Raw genomic sequence first — 20,858 nt, 5'->3', positions numbered from 1 at the left:
CTTCCTAGACCTATGGCGAGGGGCGGCGACGGTCCCCGTTGACCGTCCGCCGCCCCCGCTGTGCGCTTGGGGGTGGTGCTACATCCGCTCGGGCGCCGTCACGCCCAGGAGCGTGAGGCCGTTGGCGATCACCGTGCGCGTCGCGTCGGCGAGCCAGAGACGGGCGTGCGTGAGGTCGGTGACCTCCTCGTCGCCCTTCGGCAGGATCTGGCAGTTGTCGTAGAACCGGTGGTAGTCGCGGGCGACCTCCTCCAGGTACCGCGCGACGTGGTGCGGCTCCCGCAGCTCGCCGGCCTTGGCCAGCACCCGCGGGAACTCGCCGAGCTGGCCGAGCAGGTCGGACTCCCACTCGGTGGCGAGCAGCTCCGGTTTGAAGTCCTGGGCCTTGGTGATGCCGAGACCGGCGGCCTTGCGCTGGACGGAGCTCATCCGGGCGTGCGCGTACTGGACGTAGAAGACCGGGTTCTCGTTGGTCTGGCTGGTCAGCACGTTGATGTCGAGCGTGATGGTGGAGTCGGTGGAGGAACGCGCCAGCGTGTAGCGGGCGGCGTCCACGCCGATCCAGTCGACGACGTCGTCGATCGTGATGATGTTGCCGGCCCGCTTGGACATGCGGACCTCTTCGCCGTCGCGAAGCATCTTCACGAACTGGCCGATCTTGACCTCGATGTTGCGGTCCATGTCGTCGCCCGCGCAGGCCGCGATGGCCTTCAGGCGGTTGACGTAGCCGTGGTGGTCCGCGCCCAGCATGTAGACCGAGACCTCGGAGCCGCGGTCCCGCTTCGAGAGGTAGTACGCGGCGTCGGCGGCGAAGTACGTCGTCTCGCCGTCGGCCTTGATCAGGACGCGGTCCTTGTCGTCGCCGAAGTCGGTGGTGCGCAGCCAGATGGCGCCGTCCCGGTCGAAGACGTGGCCCTGCTCGCGCAGCCGGTCGATGGCCTTCTCGACGGCGCCGGAGTCGTGCAGCGACTTCTCCGAGAACCAGACGTCGAAGTGGGTGCCGAACTCCTCCATCGAGCGCTGGATCTCGGCCACCATGAGCTTGAGGCCCTCGGCGCGGAAGACCTGGAGCTGCTCGTCCTCGGGCAGGTCGAGCACGCCCGGGACGCCGTCCACGATCGCCTTGGCGATGTCGACGATGTACTCGCCGACGTAGCCGTCGGCGGGGACCGGCTGCCCGTTGGCGGCGGCCTTCAGCGAGCCGGCGAACTTGGAGATCTGCACGCCCGCGTCGTTGAGGTAGTACTCGGTGGTGACGTCGGCGCCGGAGGCCCGCAGCACGCGCGCCAGCGAGTCGCCGACGGCGGCCCAGCGGACGCCGCCGATGTGGATCGGGCCGGTCGGGTTGGCGGAGACGAACTCCAGGTTGATCTTCAGGCCCTTGAGCGCCTCGTTGCGCCCGTACTCGGCGCCCGCCTCGACGATGGTGCGCGCCAGCGCGCCCTGGGTGGCGGTGTCCAGGGTGATGTTCAGGAAGCCCGGCCCGGCGATGTCGACCTTGGCGACCCCGGGCAGCTCGCGCAGACGGGCGGCCACCAGGTCGGCCACGGCTCGCGGCGGCTTGCCGGCCGGCTTCGCGAGCTGGAGGGCCACGTTCGTCGCGTAGTCGCCGTGGTCCCTGTTCTTGGGCCGCTCGATCGTCACGTGCTCGGGCACGGCGACGGTCAGCTCGCCCGCCTCGACGGCGGCGCTCACTGCGGCCTGGACTGCCTGGGAAAGCTCTGCGGGGGTCACGACGCCAAGCGTAGGCGAGACGGGGCACCCGCCCGCCACTCGGTTTACCGGTTGAGACGCCCTGCCGCCGTGCTCAGCCCCGGTCGATCCCGTCTGTTCGCTGAGGGCGAAATCCGCCCGCGCTGCCGCTCTCCGCACCGCCGCTCTCCGCACCGCCGCTCTCCGCACCGCCGCTCTCCGCGCCGCCGCCCTGCGCCATCAGCCGCCACACCAGTGCGACCAGGTCGGCCGGGTCGAAGGGCTTGCCGAGGTACCCGTCCACCCCGACCGCCTCGCCGAGGTCCAGGTCGGCCGGTGTGCAGGCGCTCACGATCGCGATCGGCAGCCCGCTCGTCCCCGGGGCCGCCCGCAGCCGGGCCGCCGTCCGCAGACCGTCCAGCCGCGGCATCACCACGTCCAGCGTCACCACGTCCGGCTTCACCCGGCGGACCACCTCCAGGCACTCGGCGCCGTCGGCTGCGGTCACCACCTCGAAGCCCTCCAGCTCAAGGTTGACCCTGATCAGCTGGCGGATCACCTCGCTGTCGTCCACCACGAGGACCCGCCCGGACACTCCCGACACCTCACCGAGGGTATCGGCGGCCCCGCCGCCCCGTCCGGCCTTTGCGCACTTCCGCTCCCCCGCTCCGGACACCGCTCCCAAAACCCGTGCACGGACCACGCCCCGGGCCTGGTAATGTTCTCCACGTCGAAGCGAACGCGACGACAACACCAAGCAGGCCCCCGTAGCTCAGGGGATAGAGCACCGCCCTCCGGAGGCGGGTGCGCAGGTTCGAATCCTGCCGGGGGCACTTCGCAAGAAGTGCTGAAGAGGCCCAGGTCAGCGGCGAGTTGCCGCCAACCTGGGCCTTCGTCATGTTCCGGGACGGCTCAGGACCCTTCCAGGGCCGCACAGTTGGGCTGCTCGCCACGTCGCCCGCAGGATCGCCCGCCGCGGGTCGGCCGTGGTCGGCCGGATCAGCCGACCGGTCCGGTCCCGAGGACCCTGCCGGGGAAGGCCGGCGGCCGGGCCGCCGGCCGGAGCCGGTGCGGCTCAGGAGGCCGCGGCGACCGCGGCGGCGTAGAGGGCCGCGATGGTGTGGTCGAAGTACTCGCTGTAGGACGTGTCGTTGGTGTCGCCGCCCTGCTGGTAGCCGCCGATGGCACCTATGACGTGGCCGGTGGCGGTGCTGATCCAGGGGCCGCCGCTGGTGCCGCCCGGGTAGTCGGGGCAGTCGACGACGCGCTGGTAGGTGCTCTGGCGGCCGGTGGCGTTGGTGCAGAGCAGCGGGGCGTCGCCACCGCTGGGGTAGCCGTAGAGGCGGACGGTGGCGCCGAAGGGCTCGTCCGTACCGAGCGTGTTGGCGCCGACCACGTCCTCGATCCGGCGGCCGTCGGCGGCCGCGGTCTCCAGGATGGCGAAGTCCTCGTCCTGGTCGCCGCTGCGGGACCAGCCGGTGGTGGTGTGGATGGCGGTGACCCGCCAGGTCCCGTACGGGGCGGTGCCGTCGCGGTAGCCGGGGGCGAAGACGACGCCGTCGGTGCTCTCCAGGCAGTGGGCGGCGGTGAGCAGCAGGTTGCCGGTCGGGCTGTGCAGGACGCTGGCGGTGCAGAAGTGGTCGCCCGCCGCGACGTCGCCGCTGAACAGGGCGCCCACGGTGGCGGATTCGGGGGTGGCCGGGGCCTCGGCGGTGGTGCCGAGGGTGACCGTCGGGGTGGCGGAGGAGGTCGCCGCCCGGGCCTCCCGGGGCGAGGGCGTCCCGGTCGGCGACGGGGTCTCCGGCCCGGCGGCCGGGTCGGTGGCCGGGTCCGTGGCCGTGGGGGTGGCCGGGTCGATGGCCGCCGGGGTCGGACTCAGGGTCGGGCCAGGACTCAGGGGCGGGCTCGGACTCGGGCTCGCCGGGGAGACCACCACCGCCGAGGGGCCACCCGCCGCCGTCGCCTCCGAGGTCCAGCCGTGCGTTCCCGCCACCACCGTGGCGATGGTGAGCGCCGAGAGCGCGGCGAGGAGGGTGGGGGCCAGAAGGCGGCGTCGGGGCGTGCGGCGGCGGTGCTGTCCCATACCTGGTCTGCTCCTGCCCTGGGTGTCGGTGGCACGTACGGTCCGACTATGGCGGAGGGAGCTGGGAGGGTCGTTACGCCCGCCTGGGAGGCCGATGAGAAAAACCGCCGGCGGGAACCGGCGGTCAGTCAGCCGGCCAGGGCGCGCGCCAGGCCCTCGGCGAGCCCGTCCTCGGTGATGAACGCGGTGTGCGTCCCGACGGTGGTGCAGGCGAACGCCCCGGCCACCGACCCGGCCCGGGCGCACTCCGGCAGCGGGCGGCCGCGGAGCCAGGCGTGCAGGAAGCCGGTCACGAACGCGTCCCCCGCACCGTTGGTGTCGACGACCGGGCGGCCGGGGTCGACGGCCGGCAGGTGCAGCAGCGGCTCGTCCCGGGTGAGCAGGTAGCAGCCGTCGGCACCGGCGGTGGCGGCCACCGCGACCGCCCGTCCCTCGGCGAGGACGGCGCGCATCACCTCGGTGTGCCGGCCCCGACAGCCGGCCACCGAGAGGAAGACCAGGTCGGAATTGAGGGCGTAGTCGCGGTGGTGCGGGTTGACGCCGTCCCAGTCGTGCAGGTCGGTGGAGCTGGTGCGGCCGAGCCGGTGGACGTCCGCGTACATGTCGCGGTTGTGGCCGGTGATGGAGAGATGGACGTGCCGGCTGTTCTCCAGGTAGGGCAGGTAGAACGCCGGCGGCAGCCGCAGGTCGGCCGGGTGGCGGCTGTCGTGGAAGGAGAAGCGGCGGCCGGCGGCGTCGACCAGGTTGACCGAGCGCGCGGTGCCGTGCGGCGAGACCAGGTGCGCGAACGGAAGGCGCTGGCGGGCGTACTCGGCGAGGATCAGCTCGGCCTGCGGGTCCTCGCCGAGGTAGTCGATGAAGGCGGTGCGCAGGCCCAGGTGGTGGGCACCGAGGGCGACGCCGTTGCCGGTGTGGGCGACGTAGTCGAGGACCGGGCCGACATGCTGCGAGTCGCCGTCGGGCACCTCCAGCCGGTCGACGCGGACGATCGTGTCGACGCCGGCCCCGCCGACGACGAGCAGGTCGAACCCGGGCCCTGCTGCTGCGGACTGCGACACGGCGGCGCCTCCTTGATCCCTGGGGGTTCCAGGAGTCAAGCAGGCGCCGGAGGTCTGCTGCAAGGGCTTGCAGCAAAGATCAGGAGGCTCGTTGCCGCTCGCCCGGCGTCGGCGCCCCCGCCGCCTTCACGCGCGCCCCCGCCTCCTCGTCGGCCGCCCCGGCCCCGGCGGCGGAGCCGCCGCTCGCACCGGTGGCCTCACCGGGCGCAGGCCGGTGGTTGATCATCAGGAACGCGATCAGCGCCGCCAGCAGCAGGATGCCCATCGCCACCCAGGTGGCGACCACGTACCCGTGCACCGCGCCCTGGGCCTGGACCTCGGGACCGGAGCCGGCCCGGGCGACCAGGAAGCTCGCGGTGGCGCTGGCCGCGATGGTGTTCAGCAGCGCCGTACCGAACGAACCGCCGACCTGCTGGGCCGAGTTGATGGTGGCCGAGGCCGCGCCGGCCTCGTTGGGGGCGACGCCGAGGGTGGCCAGGCTCATCGACGGCATGAAGACCAGGCCCATGCCGAAGCCGAGCAGCAGCTCGGCCGGCAGCACCATGCCGGCCCACGGGCTGTCCACCTTCATCTGGGTGAGCCAGGCCATGCCGGCCGCGGCCAGCAGCAGGCCGGGGCCGATCAGGTTGCGCGAGGGGATCCTGGTCATCAGCCGGGCCGCGAAGCCGGTCGAGCTGATGACGATCGCGGCGGTCATCGGCAGGAAGGAGACGCCGGACATCACGGGCGAGAAGTGTTTGATCTCCTGCAGGTAGTAGGTCAGGAACAGGAAGAGGCCGAACATGCCGACCATCGCCAGGCCGACCGAGAGCGCGGCGCCGCCGCGGTTCCGTTCGCCGACGATGTGCAGCGGCAGCAGGGCGTGCTCGGTCCGCTTCTCGACCAGCACGAACACCGCCAGCAGGGCCGCGCCGAGCGCCAGCGAGCCGAGCACCAGCCAGTCGACCCAGCCGCGGCTGACCGCCTCGGACATGCCGAACACGATGGCGAGCAGGCCGCCGCAGCCGAGCAGCGCGCCTGGCAGGTCGAGTCTGACCCGGCGGCCCTTGGCGATGTGGTCACGGGTGAGGACGTAGTAGGCGGCGAAGGCCGTGGCGATCGCGATCGGGGTGTTGACGAAGAGGCACCAGCGCCAGTTCAGGTACTCGGTCAGCAGACCGCCGAGGAGCAGCCCGATCGCGGCGCCGCCGCCGGCGATGGCGCCGAAGATACCGAACGCCGTGCTGCGTTCCCGTGGATCGCTGAAGGTGGTGGAGAGCAGGCCGAGCGCGGACGGGGCGAGCAGTGCGCCGAAGGCGCCCTGGAGGGCACGGGCCGCGAACAGCATGGTCGGCCCGGACGCGCCGCCGCCGATCGCGGAGGCGAGGGCGAAGCCGAGCAGGCCGACGGTGAAGACGCGCTTGCGGCCGAAGAGGTCGCCCAGCCGGCCGCCCAGGAGCAGCAGGCCGCCGAAGGCCAGCGTGTAGGCGGTGATCACCCACTGGCGGTTGGCGTCGGAGATGCCGAGGTCCTTCTGGGCCGACGGCAGTGCGATGTTCACGATGGTGATGTCGAGGACGATCATCAGCTGGGCGACGGCGATGACCGCCAGGGCCCACCAGCGGCGGCTGTCCGCCGCCCCGTGAGCCGCATGCCCGGTGGCAGTTTGAGCAGACACTGTTGAGCCTTCCGCAGAGGGTCGGAGAGGTCACGCAGTCGCCTTCAAGCCAAACTCCCGGGGCGCCGATTGGCAAGGAAAAACCTCGCTGAATATGGCAATTCGGGACCAAAGAACCAGGGTCCCGGGACCGGGGGACGAGGCCCGGGACACGCGCGCGGGCCCCGGGTGTCCACGACACCCCGGGGCCCGCAGCCGCACGACGCCGGGCGCTACAGCGCGGCCAGCTCCGCGACCAGGTCGTCCAGGCCGAGCGAGCCCTGCGACAGCGCCGCCATGTGCCACGCCTTGAGGTCGAACTCCTCGCCGCGCGCCTCGTGCGCCGCCCGCGCCGCCGCCCGGCCGCGCAGCCAGGCGCGCTCGCCCAGCTTGTAGCCGATTGCCTGGCCGGGCATGCCCAGGTAGCGGACCAGCTCGCTGTCCAGGAACTCCGCCGAGAGCCCGCAGTACAGGCCGAAGAACTCCCGGGCGGCGTCCGGCAGCACCGGCTCGCCCGGCCGGTACGGGGAGTCCGCGGGGAAGTCCAGGCCGACGTGCATGCCGATGTCGACGATCACCCGCAGCGCGCGCATCATCTGGGCGTTGAGGTAGCCGAGCCGGTGGCCGGGGTCGGTGAGGTAGCCCAGCTCGTCCATCAGGCGCTCGGCGTACAGCGCCCAGCCCTCCAGGTTGGCGCTGACCCCGCCGATGCTGACCTGGTAGGTGGAGAGCCGGTCGGCGACGTAGTTCCACTGCGCGAGCTGGAGGTGGTGGCCGGGGACGCCCTCGTGGTACCAGGTGGAGACGAGGTCCCACACCGGGAAGCCCTCCCGGCCGAGGGTCGGCAGCCAGGTCCGCCCGGGGCGGGTGAAGTCCAGCGAGGGCGCGGTGTAGTACGGCGCGGCCGCGCTGCCGGGCGGGGCGATCATCGACTCGACCCGGGTGACCGGCTCGGCCAGGTCGAAGTGGGTGCCCTGGAGGTCGTTGATCGCCTGGTCCATCAGGCCCTGGAGGTACTCACGGGTGGCCTCGGCGCCCCGGATGGCGGGACCGTCGGTCTCCAGCCACTTCATCGCCTCCATCGGGGTGGCGCCGGGCAGCACCTTCTCGGCCTCCGCCTGCATCTGGGCGAGCAGGTCGTGGAACTCCTGCCAGGCCCAGGCGTACGCCTCGTCCAGGTCCAGGTCGGCGCCGGTCCAGTAGCTGACCCAGCGGCCGTACCGCTCGCGCCCGGCGGTGTCGGGCGCGTCGGCGGCGGCCGGCCCGTAGACGTCGGACAGCCACTCGCGCAGCCGGCCGAGCGCGTCGTTGGCGGCGAGGGCGTGCTCGGTCAGGCCCGGGCGCAGCGACTCGGGGGCCTTCCGGGCGAGCCCGCCGAACCAGCCGCCGGGCTCCTCGCCCTCCAGCCACTCCCCCAGCTGTCCGACCACGGTGGCGACCTGGCGGGGGCCGGAGAGCAGGCCCCGCTCGACGCCCTCGCCGAGCGTCTCGCGGTACTGCGCGAGTGCCGCGGGCACCCGGGCCAGGCGGCGGCCGAGAACCTCCCACTGCTGCTCGGTCTCGGTGGGCATCAGGGTGAAGACGTCACGCAGGTTGTGCACCGGCGAACCGAGGTTGCGCACCGCCCGGAAGCCCTCGCCCGCGTCGTGGACGGCGAGTTCGGCGGTGAGCCGCTCGCGCAGCAGGCGGGCGCACCGGCGCTCGGCCTCGTCCTCGGCGGCGCCGGCCGCCTCCGCCTCGGCGAGCACGGCGAGGGTGTGCCGGGCCAGTGCGGCGAGCGCGTCGGCTCCGGCCGGGGACAGGTCGGGGAGGCGGTCGTCCTCGGGGTTGAGCCCCAGGTACACCGCGGTCAGCGGGTCCAGCTGGGCGAGGGCCTGCACGTAGGCGTCGGCGATACGGCGCGGGGTGGTGCCGTCGGAGTTGATCAGTTCTTCAACCATCTGGACATCATTGCGTGGCAGGGGCCGATTGCAAGCCCCTATCCCCTGGCATGCGCCTGCCAGTTCAGCCGCCGGCCCGCCGCTCCCGCCACCCCCGGAACAGCAGACCCGGGTCCCAGGTGGGCCGTCCGCGCGCGAAGCGGAAGAAGCAGAGGCCGACCAGCACTGCGCAGAAGTGTCCGAGGTCCGTAAACGTGTGCGAGGTGATCAGCGGCAGCAGGTAGAAGACCAGCACCCCGCCGCCGTACAGCAGGCTCCAGCGGCCGGCGAAGTGGTAGGTGAGCACGGCGACGACGCCCGCCAGCGCGTACGAGACGCCGACGTCCACGGTGCCGGCGAGGTCGTCGTGCAGCCGGCCCTCCGCGATGCCCCAGGCGACCACGCCCTCGCTGACGAAGGTGACCACCACGTGGGCGGTGACGGCGACGGTGAGCCAGCGCAGGGTGCCGAGCCAGCGTTCGGCGTTGGCGTGGAAGAGGTTGAACAGCACGAAGTAGAGGGGAAAGCTCGCCGACTCCGTCCAGAGCGCGCTGGCCAGCAGCACGTGCACCGGGTCCGAGCGCAGGTTGTCGACGTTGGTCGAGCGGGCGGCCAGGAACCAGTCCAGGTTGGCCGGGTCCATCCGCGCCACCACGAAGCTGGTGACCGCCAGCACGAGCAGCCACACGTACGTCCCGGGGGCCGAGCGGACCCACGCCGACGCCGCCCGTGGCAGTCGGTGCGCCAGGCCCGTCGGCTCCGGTGTCCGCGTCATCCGGCGGCCCTTCCTCGGTGGCGGTGGCAACCCCTCCATCCTGGGCGAGGCACCCCCGTTCCGCGCGCCCGCACCGGCGCGGCGGGGCCGCACCTGCGGACCGGGCGGGCACGGGCACGCACGGCCGTTCGAGAAGTGCCGTGCAGGCCAGGAGCAGAACGACCTGACGCCCATTACGCTGACCGCCATGGAAGCCAGCTCAGCCCCAGTCCCGTCCACCCCCGAGGCACGCACGCGGCGCAGCGGGTACCGGCGGCTGCCGGTGCAGCAGCGCCGGGAACAGCTGATCGCGGTGGCACTGGAGCTGTTCGCCTCCCGGCCGCCCGAAGAGGTGGGCCTGGACGACGTGGCGGAGGCCGCCGGGGCGTCACGGCCGCTGGTGTACCGCTACTTCGCGGGCGGCAAGCAGCAGCTGTACGAGGCCGCGCTGCGCACCGCGGCCGAGGAGCTGACCAGCCGGTTCACGGTGCAGCTGACCGGCACCCCGACCGCGCAGCTGGCGGCCGTGCTGGACAGCTACTTCGCCTTCGTGGCCGAGCACGACGCGGGCTACTCGGCGCTGCTGCGCGGCGGTTCCGTGGTGGAGACGGCGGGCACCTCGGCGATCGTGGACGAGGTCCGGCGGGCGGCGCTGAAGCGGACGCTGCGCCACCTGGGCGTCCGGGACGCCGGGCCGCGGCTGACGCTGCTGGTCCGCTCGTGGATCGCCGTGGTCGAGGGCGCCTCGCTGACCTGGCTGGACGAGGGCCGGACGGTGCCGGTGGCCGAGCTGCGGGACTGGCTGGTGGACCAGTTCGTGGCGATGGCGGCGGCAACGGCGCTGGGCGACCGGCAGACGGCGGACGTGCTGGCCGGGCTGCTGGCGCTGGAGGGTCCGGACGACACCCGCGTCGCACGGCTGCGGGAGCTGCTCACGCGCCGGCCGTGAGGGCGCACCGGCACCGGCCTCACGGCAACCCCGACCCCCGTGCCCGGGGCAAGGGTCACCGACGGCGGGCGCTACGCCTTGCCGAACACCTGCCGCTGCCGGCCGAGCCCGTCGATCTCGATCTCGACGATGTCGCCCGGGATCAGGAACGGCGTCCCCGGGTGTCCCAGGGTGACGCCGGCCGGGGTACCGGTGACGATCACGTCGCCCGGCTCCAGCACCATGAACTGGCTGGCGTACCGGACGATCTCCAGCACCGGGAAGACCATCTGCGAGGTGGAGCCGTCCTGCCGCAGCCCCCCGTTGACCCAGAGGCGCAGCGGCAGCGCCTGCGGGTCCGCCACCTCGTCGGCGGTGACCAGCCACGGCCCGAGCGGGGTGAAGGTCTCCGCCGACTTGCCCTTGTCCCACTGGCCGCCGCGCTCGAACTGGAAGGCGCGCTCGGTGACGTCGTTGGCGATGGTGTACCCGGCGATGACCCCGGCCGCCGCCGCGTGGTCCGCCAGGTAGCGGCCGGTGCGGCCGATCACGATCGCCAGCTCGGCCTCGTAGTCGGTCTTCTCGCCGCCGCGCGGCACCAGCACCTCGTCGTACGGGCCGACCACCGTGTAGCTGGGCTTGAGGAAGATCACCGGCTCGTCCGGGATCGGCGCCCCGGCCTCGGCGGCGTGGTCGCGGTAGTTGAGCCCGATGCCGACCACCTTGCCCGGCCGGGCGACCGGCGCGCCCACGCGCTGCCCGGCGAGGTCGGCCTCCGGCAGCAGGCCGGCGGCCACGTCGCGGGCCAGGGCGGCCGGGTCGAGCCCGGCGAGGAAGGCGCCGTCGATGTCCCGGGCGCGCCCGGAGAGGTCGTACGCGGTGCCGTCCTGGCCCAGCACGACCGGACGCTCGGCGCCCGGAGGTCCGACACGGAGGAGCTTCATATGAGCGTCACCACCAGTTCCTTCGCAGCTGGCCGGGGCGGCCGCACACCGCTCCCGGACTCTTGCATGCGAGGTATATCAACGGCTCCCACCTGGGAACCAGACGGTCTCGGTGGGCGAGTTCCTATCAATTCGCACAAGCCGGGACGGCCCGGAATCGGGTGCCCGTACGGTTGACAGCCGCCCCGGCCGGTGGCGGCGGGCCCCGGGCGGCTCCGCCGTGGGCGAACGGCCCCACGCTCACGGTGAACACGCGCGCGGACGGCGGCGCGGCCGCACAGGATCGCCGACATGGAGCTGATACGGGTACGGCCCGAGTTGTACATGATCACACTGGACTTCGGCACCGCCTACCTCTGGCGGGACGAGGAAGGGGACGGGGGCGGGGAGGCCCTGACCCTGGTCGACACCGGCATCGCCGGGTCGGCCGACGACGTCGAGGCGGCCGTCCGCCGGGCCGGGTCCGACCCGGCGGCGCTGCGGAGGATCGTGCTGACCCACCACCACGAGGACCACACCGGCTCGGCCGCCGAGCTGGCGCGGCGCTGGGGCGCCGAGGTGGTGGCGCACCGACTGGACGCCCCGGTGGTCCGGGGCGAGCAGGCGCCGGCTCCGCCGGTGCTGAGCCCGTTCGAGGAGGAGATCTGGGCCGGGCTGCCGCCGCTGCCCCCGGCCCCGCCCTGCCCGGTGGACCGGGAGGTCGAGGACGGGGAGGTGCTCGGCTTCGGCGGCGGCGCGGTGGTGGTGCACGTGCCGGGCCACACCGACGGCAGCATCGCCCTCCACCTTCCCGGGCCCGGCGTGCTCTTCACCGGGGACACGGTGGCCAACGTCGGCGGGCGGACCATGCTGGGCGTCTTCAACACGGACCCCGCGCGGGCCGCGGACGCCCTGCGCCGGCTGGCCTCGCTGCCGGTGGAGACGGCGGTGTTCGGCCACGGCGACCCGGTCGCCGCCGGGGCCTCGGCCGCGCTGCGGTCAGCCGTCGAGCAACTGCCGCAGGGATAGCGGCCTCGGCCGGCCCGGGCCGCCGCGCTCGCACGCACGCCGCCAGCGGTCCAGGTCGCGCGCCACGTCGGCACGGGCCTGCGGCTCGCCGAGGGCCTCGGCCAGCTCGGCCAGCAGGGCGACGGCGGCGCCCGGGCTGCCGTCGCGCGCCAGCCAGAGGGCCAGGTCGTGGCAGGTGCGCAGGGTGCGGACGTCGTGCGGGCCGCAGACCCGCGCGAGCTTCGGGATCAGCGGCGTGAGGATCTGGACGGCCTCCCCCGGCCGGCCGTCCACCCCGTGCTGCCAGGCCTGGTCGGCCCGCTTGCGCAGCGCCTCGGCGCTGGGCTCCTCCGGACCGAGGCGGACCTCGCGCAGCCGGCGCCGCACCTCGGCGGCGTCGGCGGGCCGGTCGACCGGGTCCTTGGCGAGCAACTGGCGGATCAGCACGGCGAGCGCCGGATCCGGGGTGTGGAACGGCGGCGGCGGGTCGTGGAGGTGCTGGTACATCATGGTGACCGGGGTGCCGGCGTTGAACGGGCGCTGCCCGGTGCAGAGTTGGAAGAGCACCACACCGAGCGCGTACAGGTCGGCGCGGCCGTCCATGGGGGCGCCGGCCCAGCACTCGGGCGCCAGGTAGGGCGGGGTCCCGATGACCACACCGGTGGAGGTGAGCCCGCCGCCCGCGGCCTGGGTGAGCAGCCGGGCGATGCCGAAGTCCAGCACCTTGGCCTCGCCGCTGTCGGCGATCATGATGTTCTCGGGCTTGATGTCCCGGTGCACCACACCCGAACGGTGGGCCGCGTCCAGCGCCTTGCAGACCTGCCGGACCCACTTCAGCGAGAGCGTGAGGTCGGGCGTGCCCTCCCTGAGCAGCGCGGACAGCGGCCGGCCGGACACGAGTTCCATGACCAGGTAGTTGGTGGACCAGCCGCCCCGCTGCCACCGGCCGTAGTCGTAGACCGTGACGATGTGCGGGTTGGAGAGGCCGCCCGCGGTCTTGGCCTCCCGGTTGAAGCGCTCGACGGCCTCCTCGTCGCGCGCCTGGTCCTCCGAGAGCACCTTGACCGCCACCGGTCGGTCCATGTTGCTGTCGTGGGCCGCCCAGACCACCCCGAAGCCGCCCTCGCCGAGCTTGCGCTCCAGCCGGTAGCGGCCGTCCAGCACCTCCCCAGGCCCCATGTCTCCCCCAACCCCCAAGTACGCCGGTTCCGAACGGTGTTCACCGTGACCGGGGCCACCATAGCGGTGGGGGGAGACCGGAGGGTGAACGGGCTACGGCTTCGGCTTCGGCAGACCCGGGGGGTTGATCTCGGAGGCCGTCACGGCCTCGCCGTCCAGTCCCCAGCGCTTCAGCACCTGGGCGTAGGTGCCGTTCCTGATCACCTCGTTGATCGCGCCGTTGAGTGCCTGGACCAGCCCGCCGTCCTTCCTGGTGGTCGCCGCGATCTTGCCGAGGACCTCGGCGCCGCCGCCCGAGTAGGTGCCGATCACCTCGCTCTCGCCGGTCTGCACGGCGTGGAAGGCGAGGCTCGGGTTGGGGCCGACGTAGGCGTCGATCCGGCCGGAGGAGAGTGCGAGGTAGTAGTCGGAGGAGTTCTGGAAGTACTTGATCTCGGCCGGCTTGAGACCCTTCCCGGCGTTCTCCTCGTTCCAGGCGATCAGCAGCTTCTCCTGGTTGGTGCCGGAGGAGACCCCGATGGTCCTCCCGGCGATGTCCTTGGGCCCGGTGACCTTCCAGCCGCTGCCCTTCTTCGCCTCGAAGCCGAGGACGTCCAGGCGGTAGGTGGCGAAGTCGTACTTCTCCTTGCGGGCCTCGGTGACGGTGATGTTGGAGATGCCGACGTCGTACTTGCCGCTGTCCAGGCCGACGAAGATGTTCTCCCAGGAGACCGGGTTGAACTCCACCTTCAGGCCGAGGACGTTGCCGATCAGCGTGGCGAGGTCGGGCTCGACGCCGATGATGGTCTTGTCGTCGTTGGCGTAGAAGTCCAGCGGCGGCGTGGTGCCCAGCGAGTCGACGACGGTCAGCGTGCCCCTCTTCCTGATCTCCTCCGGGACCAGCGCCGCGACCGCGTCGACCTTGCCCGTGGTGACCCGGTTCTGGTTCGGCGTCAGGTTGACCGTGACGCCGTTCGGCGCGGTGCCGCCCTTGGCCGGGGCGAGTTCCGCCGAGGCGTCCGTGGCGCTGCCGCAGGCGCCCAGAGTGAGCGTGGCGGCGAGGGCGGCGGCGGTCACGAGGGCGCGACGGGATAGGGACATGGCGGAACTCCTGCGGGGTGAAGGGGTCGTGCGAGAAGGGGGAGGGTCAGAGGACCTTGGCCAGGAAGGCCCGGGTGCGCTCGTGCTGCGGGTCGTCCAGGACCGCCTCCGGCGGGCCCTGCTCGACCACCACGCCGCCGTCCATGAAGACGACGGTGTCCGCGACCTCGCGGGCGAAGCCGATCTCGTGGGTGACCACGATCATGGTGGTGCCGGCCCGGGCGAGGTCCTTGACGACGTCCAGCACCTCGCCGACCAGCTCGGGGTCGAGCGCCGAGGTGGGCTCGTCGAAGAGGAGCACCTTCGGCTCCAGGGCCAGCGCCCGGGCGATCGCCACGCGCTGCTGCTGGCCGCCGGAGAGCTGGCGGGGGTAGGCGCCGGCCTTGTCGGCCAGGCCGACCCGCTCCAGCAGTTCCAGCGCCGCCGCCCGGGCCTCGGCCTTGGGCCGGCGCAGCGCGCTGACCGGCGCCTCGATGATGTTCTCCACCACGGTGAGGTGCGGGAACAGGTTGAAGTTCTGGAAGACGAAGCCGATGTTGGTGCGCTGGCGCAGGACCTCCCGCTCCCGGAGCTCGTGCAGCCGGTCCCCGGAGCGCCGGTAGCCGATCAGCTCGCCGTCGATCGCGACGAAGCCCCGGTCCAGCTTCTCCAGGTGGTTGATCGAGCGCAGCAGGGTGGACTTGCCGGAGCCGGACGGGCCGAGCACCACCGTCACCGAGCCGGCCGGCACGTCGAGGTCGACCCCGCGCAGCACGGCGAGCTGCCCGAAGCTCTTGTGCAGGCCCCTGACCTGCACCATGGGTTCTGCGGCGGCAAGGGCGGCGGTCACGAGCGTCCTCCGGTGGCGGGGGCGGGAGCAGGGGTACGGGCGGCGCGCAGGCCCTGGACGCGGGCCCGGGCGCGCTGGAGCGGGGTGGGCGGCGGGGTGCGCTCGGCGCCGCGGGCGAAGTAGCGCTCGACGTAGTACTGGCCGATCGACAGCACCGTGGTCAGCAGCACGTACCAGACGGTGGCGACCATCAGCAGCGGCACGACCCGGCCGGTGCGGCCGTAGACGACCTGCACCTGGTAGAAGAGCTCGCCGATGGCCATCACGTAGACCACCGAGGTGCCCTTGAAGAGCGAGATCACCTCGTTGGCGGCGGCGGGCAGGATGCCGCGCATCGCCTGCGGCAGCACGATCCGCCAGGCCTGGCGCCGGCGCGGTACGCCCAGGGCGGCGGCGGCCTCGCGCTGGCCGGCGTCCACGGCGATGACGCCGCCGCGGATGATCTCGGCGGCGAAGGCGGCCTGGTGCAGGCCGAGGCCCAGCACCGCGGCCCCGATCGCACCCAGGACACCGACCGTCTCGAAGTCCGCGAAGGTCGGGCCGAACGGGATGCCGAAGCCGAACCGCTTGTAGAGGTAGGAGAGGTTGAACCAGAAGACCAGCTGGACGATCAGCGGGATCGAGCGGAACACCCAGACGTAGGCCCAGGCGATGGACTGCAGGACCGCGCTGCGCGACAGCCGCATCGCGGCCACCACGGCACCCAGCAGGAAGCCCAGCACGGTTCCGTAGAAGGTGAGTTCGACGGTGCGGCCGACGGCGCGCAGGATGGTGTCGGCGGAGAAGAAGATCCGGAAGGTCGGCCAGTCCCAGGCGGGGTTGGTGGCCAGCCCGTGGGCGAACTGGGCGAGGACGACGAGGGCGGCGGCGCCCGCCGCCCAGCGCCAGGGGTGCCGGGCGCGGACGGTCCGCAGCCCGGCCAGCCCGTCCAGGTCGATCCGGCCGGGCGGTCCCGCCGCCGGTCTCTCCGGCTTGCGGACCTTCTCGGACTCCGCCGGGGCACCGGCGGCGGTGGTGGTGACGGTCATGGTGGGGTTCCTCCAAGGGGCCCGGGGCCCGGACAGGGGGTCACGCGTGCTCGGGCGGGCTGATCTGGGACTCCTTGATCGCCGAATCGGCGACCCCCCACTTCTTGAGGATCTTGTCGTACGTCCCGTCCTTGATCAGCTGGTTGACCGCCGCCTGGAACGCGGGGGCGAGCGGGGAGCCCTTCCTGAACGCGAAACCGACGTCCAGCCGGTGGAACTCGCCGAGGAACCGCGTCCCGGACGCCTCCTGGGAGGCCTGGTAGCGCAGGCCGTTGATGGTGGACATCGTGATGTCCACCCGGCCCTGCTGGAGGCCGGTGAGGACGGCGCCGCTGTCGCTGAACGCCTTCACCTCGTACGGCTTCTTCCCCGCGTCGGTGCAGACGTTCTTCTTCGCGTTGAGGGTGGTCTCGAAGGTGGTGCCGGCGCCGGTGCCGATGGTCAGCCCGCAGAGCTGCGCCAGGTCGGTGACCGGCTGGATCGCGGTGTTGTCCTTCTTGACCGCGAAGCCCTGGCCGTCGTCGATGTAGGTGACGAAGTCGATGGTCTTCAACCGGGCCGTGGTGACACCGAAGTTGCCGGTGCCGACGTCGTACTTGCCGCTGCCGAGCGCGGGCAGGATGGTCTCGAAGGCCGCCTCCTCGCGCTGCACGGTCAGGCCGAGCACCTTGGCCACCGCGTCGGTGAAGTCGATGTCCACGCCGGCCGGCTTCTTGGTGGCCTGGTCGGCGTAGAAGGCGCTCGGCGGGTAGCCGAACGACGAGCCGAACCTCACCGTGCCCGACGCGCGGACGTCCTCGGGCAGCAGCGCGGCGGCCGCCTCCGACCTGGCGATGCCGGAGACGAGGTCCTGCCCGGCGGCGGTGGCCGCCGGGCCCGCGGCCCCCGGCCCGGCGGTCTTCGGGTCCGAACCGCACGCGGCCAGCGCCAGGACCGGCAGCAGGGCGGCGGCGGCGAGCAGGCGGCGGCGGACGGTGGTGGTTCTCACGGGAGTTGACGCCTTTCAGCTGGGCAGGTGCTTCTGGAGCGGCGGCGGGCCCGGACTGCGGACGGGCAGGCCGGAGGAGGCCGTGGCGGGGCCCGGCCGAGGGGTACGACGGCACCGGTACGTGGCGGTGGCCGGGGAGGACTGCCGGAGCGCAGCGACGGGGAGGGGAAGGGAGGGGAAGCGGCGGCAGCGTGCGCCTGACGAGCCGTCACACGCTGACGGCTCTCCCGGCCCGCGACGGGGCACCGAGGGAGGGCACTCCGCAGGAGCGGCCCCGGGCGGGGGAGGCTCCTAGGAGGACAGGGCCGGCTGGGCGGCCCGCTGCCGGGTCAGCCGCGACACGCCGCGGACCACACCCGACCGAAGTCGATGTGGTCGCGGGTGACCAGGGGCTGCTCGGCGTACATGGCCACAAGTTGAGCAGTCGCAGCCGCACGGCGTCAACCACCCTCCATTACCGCTCTGTTGCGATCGTCTGTCGCCGCACGACCACGCCGGACGAACGGCCGCACCACCCTTGACAGGCGACGATCGACCGTGCGTACGATCACGGCGGAGCGCAGTGCAAGGCCGGCCGTGTTGAGGGACGCGGACCGGCGAGACGGCCGTACGTGACCGCCCCCGTACCTCCCGCCCGCCCGCACCCGCGCCGCCTGGAGCCCCCTCATGGCCACCCCGCAGGACGTCCTGCCCGCGCCCGCCACCCTCACGAAGAACCGCACCCCCGGCCGGCCGGACGCCGGCCCCGCCGACCCCGGCGCCCGGCTGGTCGCCCGCCGCCGGCCCGGGCAGTGGATCTCCGCCGCCGTCGCCCTGCTGCTCTTCGCGATGGTGCTCAACTCGGTGATCCGCAACAAGGCCTTCCAGTGGGACGTGGTGGCCGACTGGTTCACGGCCACGTCCGTCCTGAACGGCCTCACCCTCACCCTCTGGCTGACCGCCGTCACCCTCGGGCTCGGCTTCGTCCTCGGCACCGTGCTCGCCACCATGCGGCTCTCCGGCAACCCGGTGCTGCGCACGCTCGCGTGGATCTACATCTGGATCTTCCGCTCCACCCCCGCACTGGTGCAGCTGCTGCTCTTCTTCAACATCGGCGCGCTCTACCCGACCCTGGGCCTGGGCATCCCGTTCGGCCCGGAGTTCGTCACCGTCAGGACGGTCAACCTCTTCGGGCCCACCCTCACCGCCGTCATCGGCCTCACCCTGCTGGAGGCCGCGTACGCCGCCGAGGTGGTGCGCGGCGGCATCCTCTCCGTCGACCGCGGCCAGCTGGAGGCCGCCTCGGCGCTCGGGCTGAGCCGACGGCGGGTGCTGCGCCGGATCGTCGTCCCGCAGGCGATGCGCTCGATCGTCCCGACCGCGGGCAACATGCTGATCAGCGCACTCAAGGGCACCAGCATCATCAGCGTGCTGGCCGTCTCCGACCTGCTCTACTCGGTCCAGCTGGTCTACCTGCAGTCCTACCAGGTCATCCCGATGCTGATGGTCGCCACCATCTGGTACATCGTCATCACCACGATCCTGTCGATCGGGCAGTACTACGTCGAACGGCACTACGCCAAGGGCGCCACCCGCGAGGGACTGCCACCCACCCCGCTGCAGAAGGCCCGGGCCGCCTACCGCCGGCTGCGCACCGCCGCCGACGCCGGCTCCGCCCCAGGGGAGGCACGGTGAGAGGGCGCAGCGAGCGAACCGTCCGAGGGCGCGCATCGTGCTCAGCACCCGCCGAGCGAAGCGAGGGGGGCACCGTGAACGAGCGCAGCGAGCGAACCACCAGAAGGCGCGCATCGTGCTCAGCACCCGCCGAGCGAAGCGAGGGGGGAGCATGAGCACCCTGGTGATCGTCGGCGCCGGCCCCCGCGGCACCGGGCTGCTGGAGCGGATCGCCGCCAACGGCCCCGAACTGCTGCCCGCCGGGCTGCCGTTGGACATCCACCTGGTCGACCCCTACCCGCCCGGCGCCGGCCGGATCTGGCGCTACGACCAGTCCCCGCTGCTGCGGATGAACTCGATGGCCGAGGACGTCACGATGTTCACCGACGAGCGGTCCACCATCGAGGGGCCGGTCCGCCCCGGCCCCTCGCTGGCCGAATGGGCCGCCCGCAGCGAGGAGTTCGCGCCCTACCGGGAGGTGGCCGACCCGGCCGTCCGGGCGGAGCTGCGCACCCTCGCGCCGACCGACTTCCCCACCCGCCGGGCTCAGAGCGCCTACCTCGACTGGGTGTTCCGGCGCGCCGTCGCCGACCTGCCGCCGCACGTCACCGTCACCGTGCACCGGGACACCGTCCGCCGGATCGAGGGCCCGGACGACGGCCCGCAGCTCGTCCACCTCGGCGACCGCGTGCTCACCGCCGACCACGTCGCCCTGACCCTCGGCCATCTCGACTCCGGCCCGCACCCCCGGTACGCCGCCGACGCGGAGTTCGCCGCCCGGCACGGCCGCTTCCACCTGCCGCCGGCCTTCTCCGCCGACGCCGACCTCGCCGGCATCGCCCCCGGCGAGCAGCTCGTGCTGCGCGGCTTCGGCCTCGCCTTCGTCGACCTGGTCGCCCTGCTCACCGAGGGGCGCGGCGGCCGCTTCGAGGAGACCCCGGACGGCCTGGCCTACCGCCCGTCCGGCCGCGAGCCGGTGATCCACGTCGGTTCCCGCCGCGGGGTGCCGTACCGCTCCAAGACCGGCTACCGGCTCCAGGGCCCGCCCGCGCCGCTCCCCCGCTACTTCGACGCGGCTGCCGTCGACGCCGTCCTCGACCGGCCGGGGCCGCTCGAACTTCGGCGCGACTTCTGGCCGTTGATGGCCAAGGACATCGGCTTCGGCCACTACCACGAGCTGTTCCACGCCCACCCCGGACGCACCACGCTGCCGTGGGAGGAGTTCCTGGCCGGCTACGACGCGCACGACTGGCACTCCCCCGGACTCGCCCGGCTGGTCGCCGCGGCCGTCCCCGACCCGGCGGACCGGCTCGACCTCGAACGGCTCGACCACCCGCTGGCCGGCCTCGAACTCGGCTCCGACGACGAACTCCAGCGCCACCTGCGCGACTACATCACCACCGACGCCGACCGGCGCGCAGACCCCGCCCACAGTGCCGACCTCGGCGCCTTCCTCGCCCTGCTCTCGCTCTTCGGCCAGCTGCCGCGCGTGCTCGCCTCCGGCCGGCTCTCCGCCCGCTCGGTCGGCGAGGAGGTCGACGAGTGGTTCTTCGGCTACTTCAGCTACCTCGCCTCCGGCCCGCCCGGCTTCCGGCTTCGCCAGTTGCTCGCGCTCTCCGAGGCCGGGGTGGTCCGCTTCCTCGGCGCCGGGATCCGGGTCGACCGGGACGAGGCCACCGGCACCTGGCGGGCGTCGGGCGCCACCGTGCCCGGGCACGACGTGACCGCCACCGCGCTGGTCGAGGCGTACCTGCCCAAGCACGCGCTGGCCCGCACCCGTGACCCGCTGCTGCGCGAACTGCACCGCTCCGGGCGGATCGTGGAGGAGGTGGTCACCGACGCGGAGCACACCCACCGGTCCGGGCTGCTCACCATCCGCCCCGCCGACAGTCGCGTGCTCGACCCCGCCCTGGACGGCGGGGCGCACCCGCGCCGCACCGCCCTCGGCCCGCACACCAGCCTCCGCGCGGCGGCGGCCTTCGCCCGGCCGCGCACCGACGCGCCCGGGTTCCGGCAGAACGACGCCGCGGCGCGGGCGCTCCTGCGCGCGCTGGCCGGCGTTCCGGCGGCGGCCCTCACGGGCTGCCGTTAGGCGGCGTG

The 20,858-nt window shown here is 73.1% G+C and carries 17 protein-coding genes and 1 tRNA gene; 5 read left to right on the top strand and 13 right to left on the bottom strand.

Annotated elements, in window-relative coordinates:
• Positions 1–78: 78 nt before the first annotated feature.
• Positions 79–1,734, bottom strand: a complete 1,656-nt coding sequence (gene argS / locus J5Y04_RS08700) for an arginine--tRNA ligase (protein WP_209411267.1) — start codon at positions 1,732–1,734, stop codon at positions 79–81.
• A gap of 73 nt (positions 1,735–1,807) precedes the next feature.
• Positions 1,808–2,296 (bottom strand): response regulator, encoded by a 489-nt coding sequence (locus J5Y04_RS08695; protein WP_209411266.1) that lies wholly within the window; start codon positions 2,294–2,296, stop codon positions 1,808–1,810.
• Between the two features lie 157 nt (positions 2,297–2,453).
• Here J5Y04_RS08695 and J5Y04_RS08690 point away from each other — a divergent pair.
• Positions 2,454–2,525, top strand: a tRNA-Arg gene (locus J5Y04_RS08690).
• Between the two features lie 242 nt (positions 2,526–2,767).
• Here the strand turns inward: J5Y04_RS08690 and J5Y04_RS08685 are convergent.
• From J5Y04_RS08685 to J5Y04_RS08665, 5 genes are all read right to left on the bottom strand, one after another.
• Entirely contained in the window at positions 2,768–3,775 is a 1,008-nt protein-coding gene (locus J5Y04_RS08685; RefSeq protein WP_209411265.1) for a serine protease, read from the bottom strand.
• A gap of 128 nt (positions 3,776–3,903) precedes the next feature.
• On the bottom strand, positions 3,904–4,833 hold the full coding sequence (locus J5Y04_RS08680; RefSeq protein WP_209411264.1) for a carbohydrate kinase family protein: 930 nt from the start codon (positions 4,831–4,833) through the stop codon (positions 3,904–3,906).
• 79 nt (positions 4,834–4,912) lie between these two features.
• Positions 4,913–6,490, bottom strand: coding sequence for an MFS transporter (locus J5Y04_RS08675; protein ID WP_307853007.1), 1,578 nt, complete (start codon positions 6,488–6,490; stop codon positions 4,913–4,915).
• Positions 6,491–6,702: 212 nt separating this feature from the next.
• Positions 6,703–8,409, bottom strand: a complete 1,707-nt coding sequence (locus tag J5Y04_RS08670) for a DUF885 domain-containing protein (protein ID WP_209411263.1) — start codon at positions 8,407–8,409, stop codon at positions 6,703–6,705.
• 64 nt (positions 8,410–8,473) lie between these two features.
• The gene (locus J5Y04_RS08665) at positions 8,474–9,163 is read right to left on the bottom strand and encodes a rhomboid-like protein (protein ID WP_209411262.1); all 690 of its coding nucleotides are present in this window, start codon (positions 9,161–9,163) and stop codon (positions 8,474–8,476) included.
• Between the two features lie 187 nt (positions 9,164–9,350).
• On the opposite strand from J5Y04_RS08665, the gene J5Y04_RS08660 reads away from it, so the two are divergent.
• Positions 9,351–10,091 carry a TetR/AcrR family transcriptional regulator gene (locus J5Y04_RS08660; protein ID WP_209411261.1) on the top strand — a complete coding sequence of 247 codons (741 nt, stop codon included), beginning with the start codon at positions 9,351–9,353 and terminating at the stop codon, positions 10,089–10,091.
• A 71-nt stretch (positions 10,092–10,162) separates the two neighbouring features.
• Here J5Y04_RS08660 and J5Y04_RS08655 read toward each other — a convergent pair whose 3' ends face one another.
• A complete protein-coding gene (locus tag J5Y04_RS08655) occupies positions 10,163–11,014 on the bottom strand; it encodes a fumarylacetoacetate hydrolase family protein (protein WP_148642934.1) in 852 nt (283 codons plus the stop codon).
• Positions 11,015–11,305: 291 nt separating this feature from the next.
• Between J5Y04_RS08655 and J5Y04_RS08650 the strand changes: the two genes are divergently transcribed.
• Positions 11,306–12,022, top strand: a complete 717-nt coding sequence (locus tag J5Y04_RS08650) for an MBL fold metallo-hydrolase (protein ID WP_209411260.1) — start codon at positions 11,306–11,308, stop codon at positions 12,020–12,022.
• On the opposite strand, the gene J5Y04_RS43175 is transcribed toward J5Y04_RS08650, so the two are convergent.
• The 5 genes from J5Y04_RS43175 to J5Y04_RS08625 all read right to left on the bottom strand — a co-directional run bounded on the left by J5Y04_RS43175 (position 11,993) and on the right by J5Y04_RS08625 (position 17,105).
• Positions 11,993–13,180, bottom strand: coding sequence for a serine/threonine-protein kinase (locus J5Y04_RS43175; protein ID WP_209411259.1), 1,188 nt, complete (start codon positions 13,178–13,180; stop codon positions 11,993–11,995). The genes J5Y04_RS08650 and J5Y04_RS43175 overlap by 30 nt on opposite strands.
• Positions 13,181–13,273: 93 nt before the next feature.
• Positions 13,274–14,260: an ABC transporter substrate-binding protein gene (locus tag J5Y04_RS08640; RefSeq protein ID WP_209411258.1), complete on the bottom strand. Its 987-nt coding sequence runs from the start codon at positions 14,258–14,260 to the stop codon at positions 13,274–13,276.
• 46 nt (positions 14,261–14,306) lie between these two features.
• The gene (locus J5Y04_RS08635) at positions 14,307–15,059 is read right to left on the bottom strand and encodes an amino acid ABC transporter ATP-binding protein (RefSeq protein WP_209411518.1); all 753 of its coding nucleotides are present in this window, start codon (positions 15,057–15,059) and stop codon (positions 14,307–14,309) included.
• A gap of 26 nt (positions 15,060–15,085) precedes the next feature.
• On the bottom strand, positions 15,086–16,117 hold the full coding sequence (locus tag J5Y04_RS08630; protein WP_209411257.1) for an amino acid ABC transporter permease: 1,032 nt from the start codon (positions 16,115–16,117) through the stop codon (positions 15,086–15,088).
• A gap of 40 nt (positions 16,118–16,157) precedes the next feature.
• Complete coding sequence (locus tag J5Y04_RS08625) at positions 16,158–17,105, bottom strand: ABC transporter substrate-binding protein (protein ID WP_209411256.1); 948 nt, start codon at positions 17,103–17,105, stop codon at positions 16,158–16,160.
• Between the two features lie 666 nt (positions 17,106–17,771).
• On the opposite strand from J5Y04_RS08625, the gene J5Y04_RS08620 reads away from it, so the two are divergent.
• Positions 17,772–18,779: an amino acid ABC transporter permease gene (locus tag J5Y04_RS08620; protein WP_209411255.1), complete on the top strand. Its 1,008-nt coding sequence runs from the start codon at positions 17,772–17,774 to the stop codon at positions 18,777–18,779.
• A 151-nt stretch (positions 18,780–18,930) separates the two neighbouring features.
• Positions 18,931–20,850, top strand: a complete 1,920-nt coding sequence (locus J5Y04_RS08615) for an FAD/NAD(P)-binding domain-containing protein (protein ID WP_209411254.1) — start codon at positions 18,931–18,933, stop codon at positions 20,848–20,850.
• The last annotated feature ends 8 nt before the right edge of the window (positions 20,851–20,858 follow it).

Source organism: Kitasatospora sp. RG8, from assembly GCF_017813315.1.
In the GTDB taxonomy this organism is placed as follows: domain Bacteria; phylum Actinomycetota; class Actinomycetes; order Streptomycetales; family Streptomycetaceae; genus Kitasatospora.
Note: the sequence above shows the minus strand (reverse complement) of the source record. Positions and strands in the feature narration are given on the sequence as shown.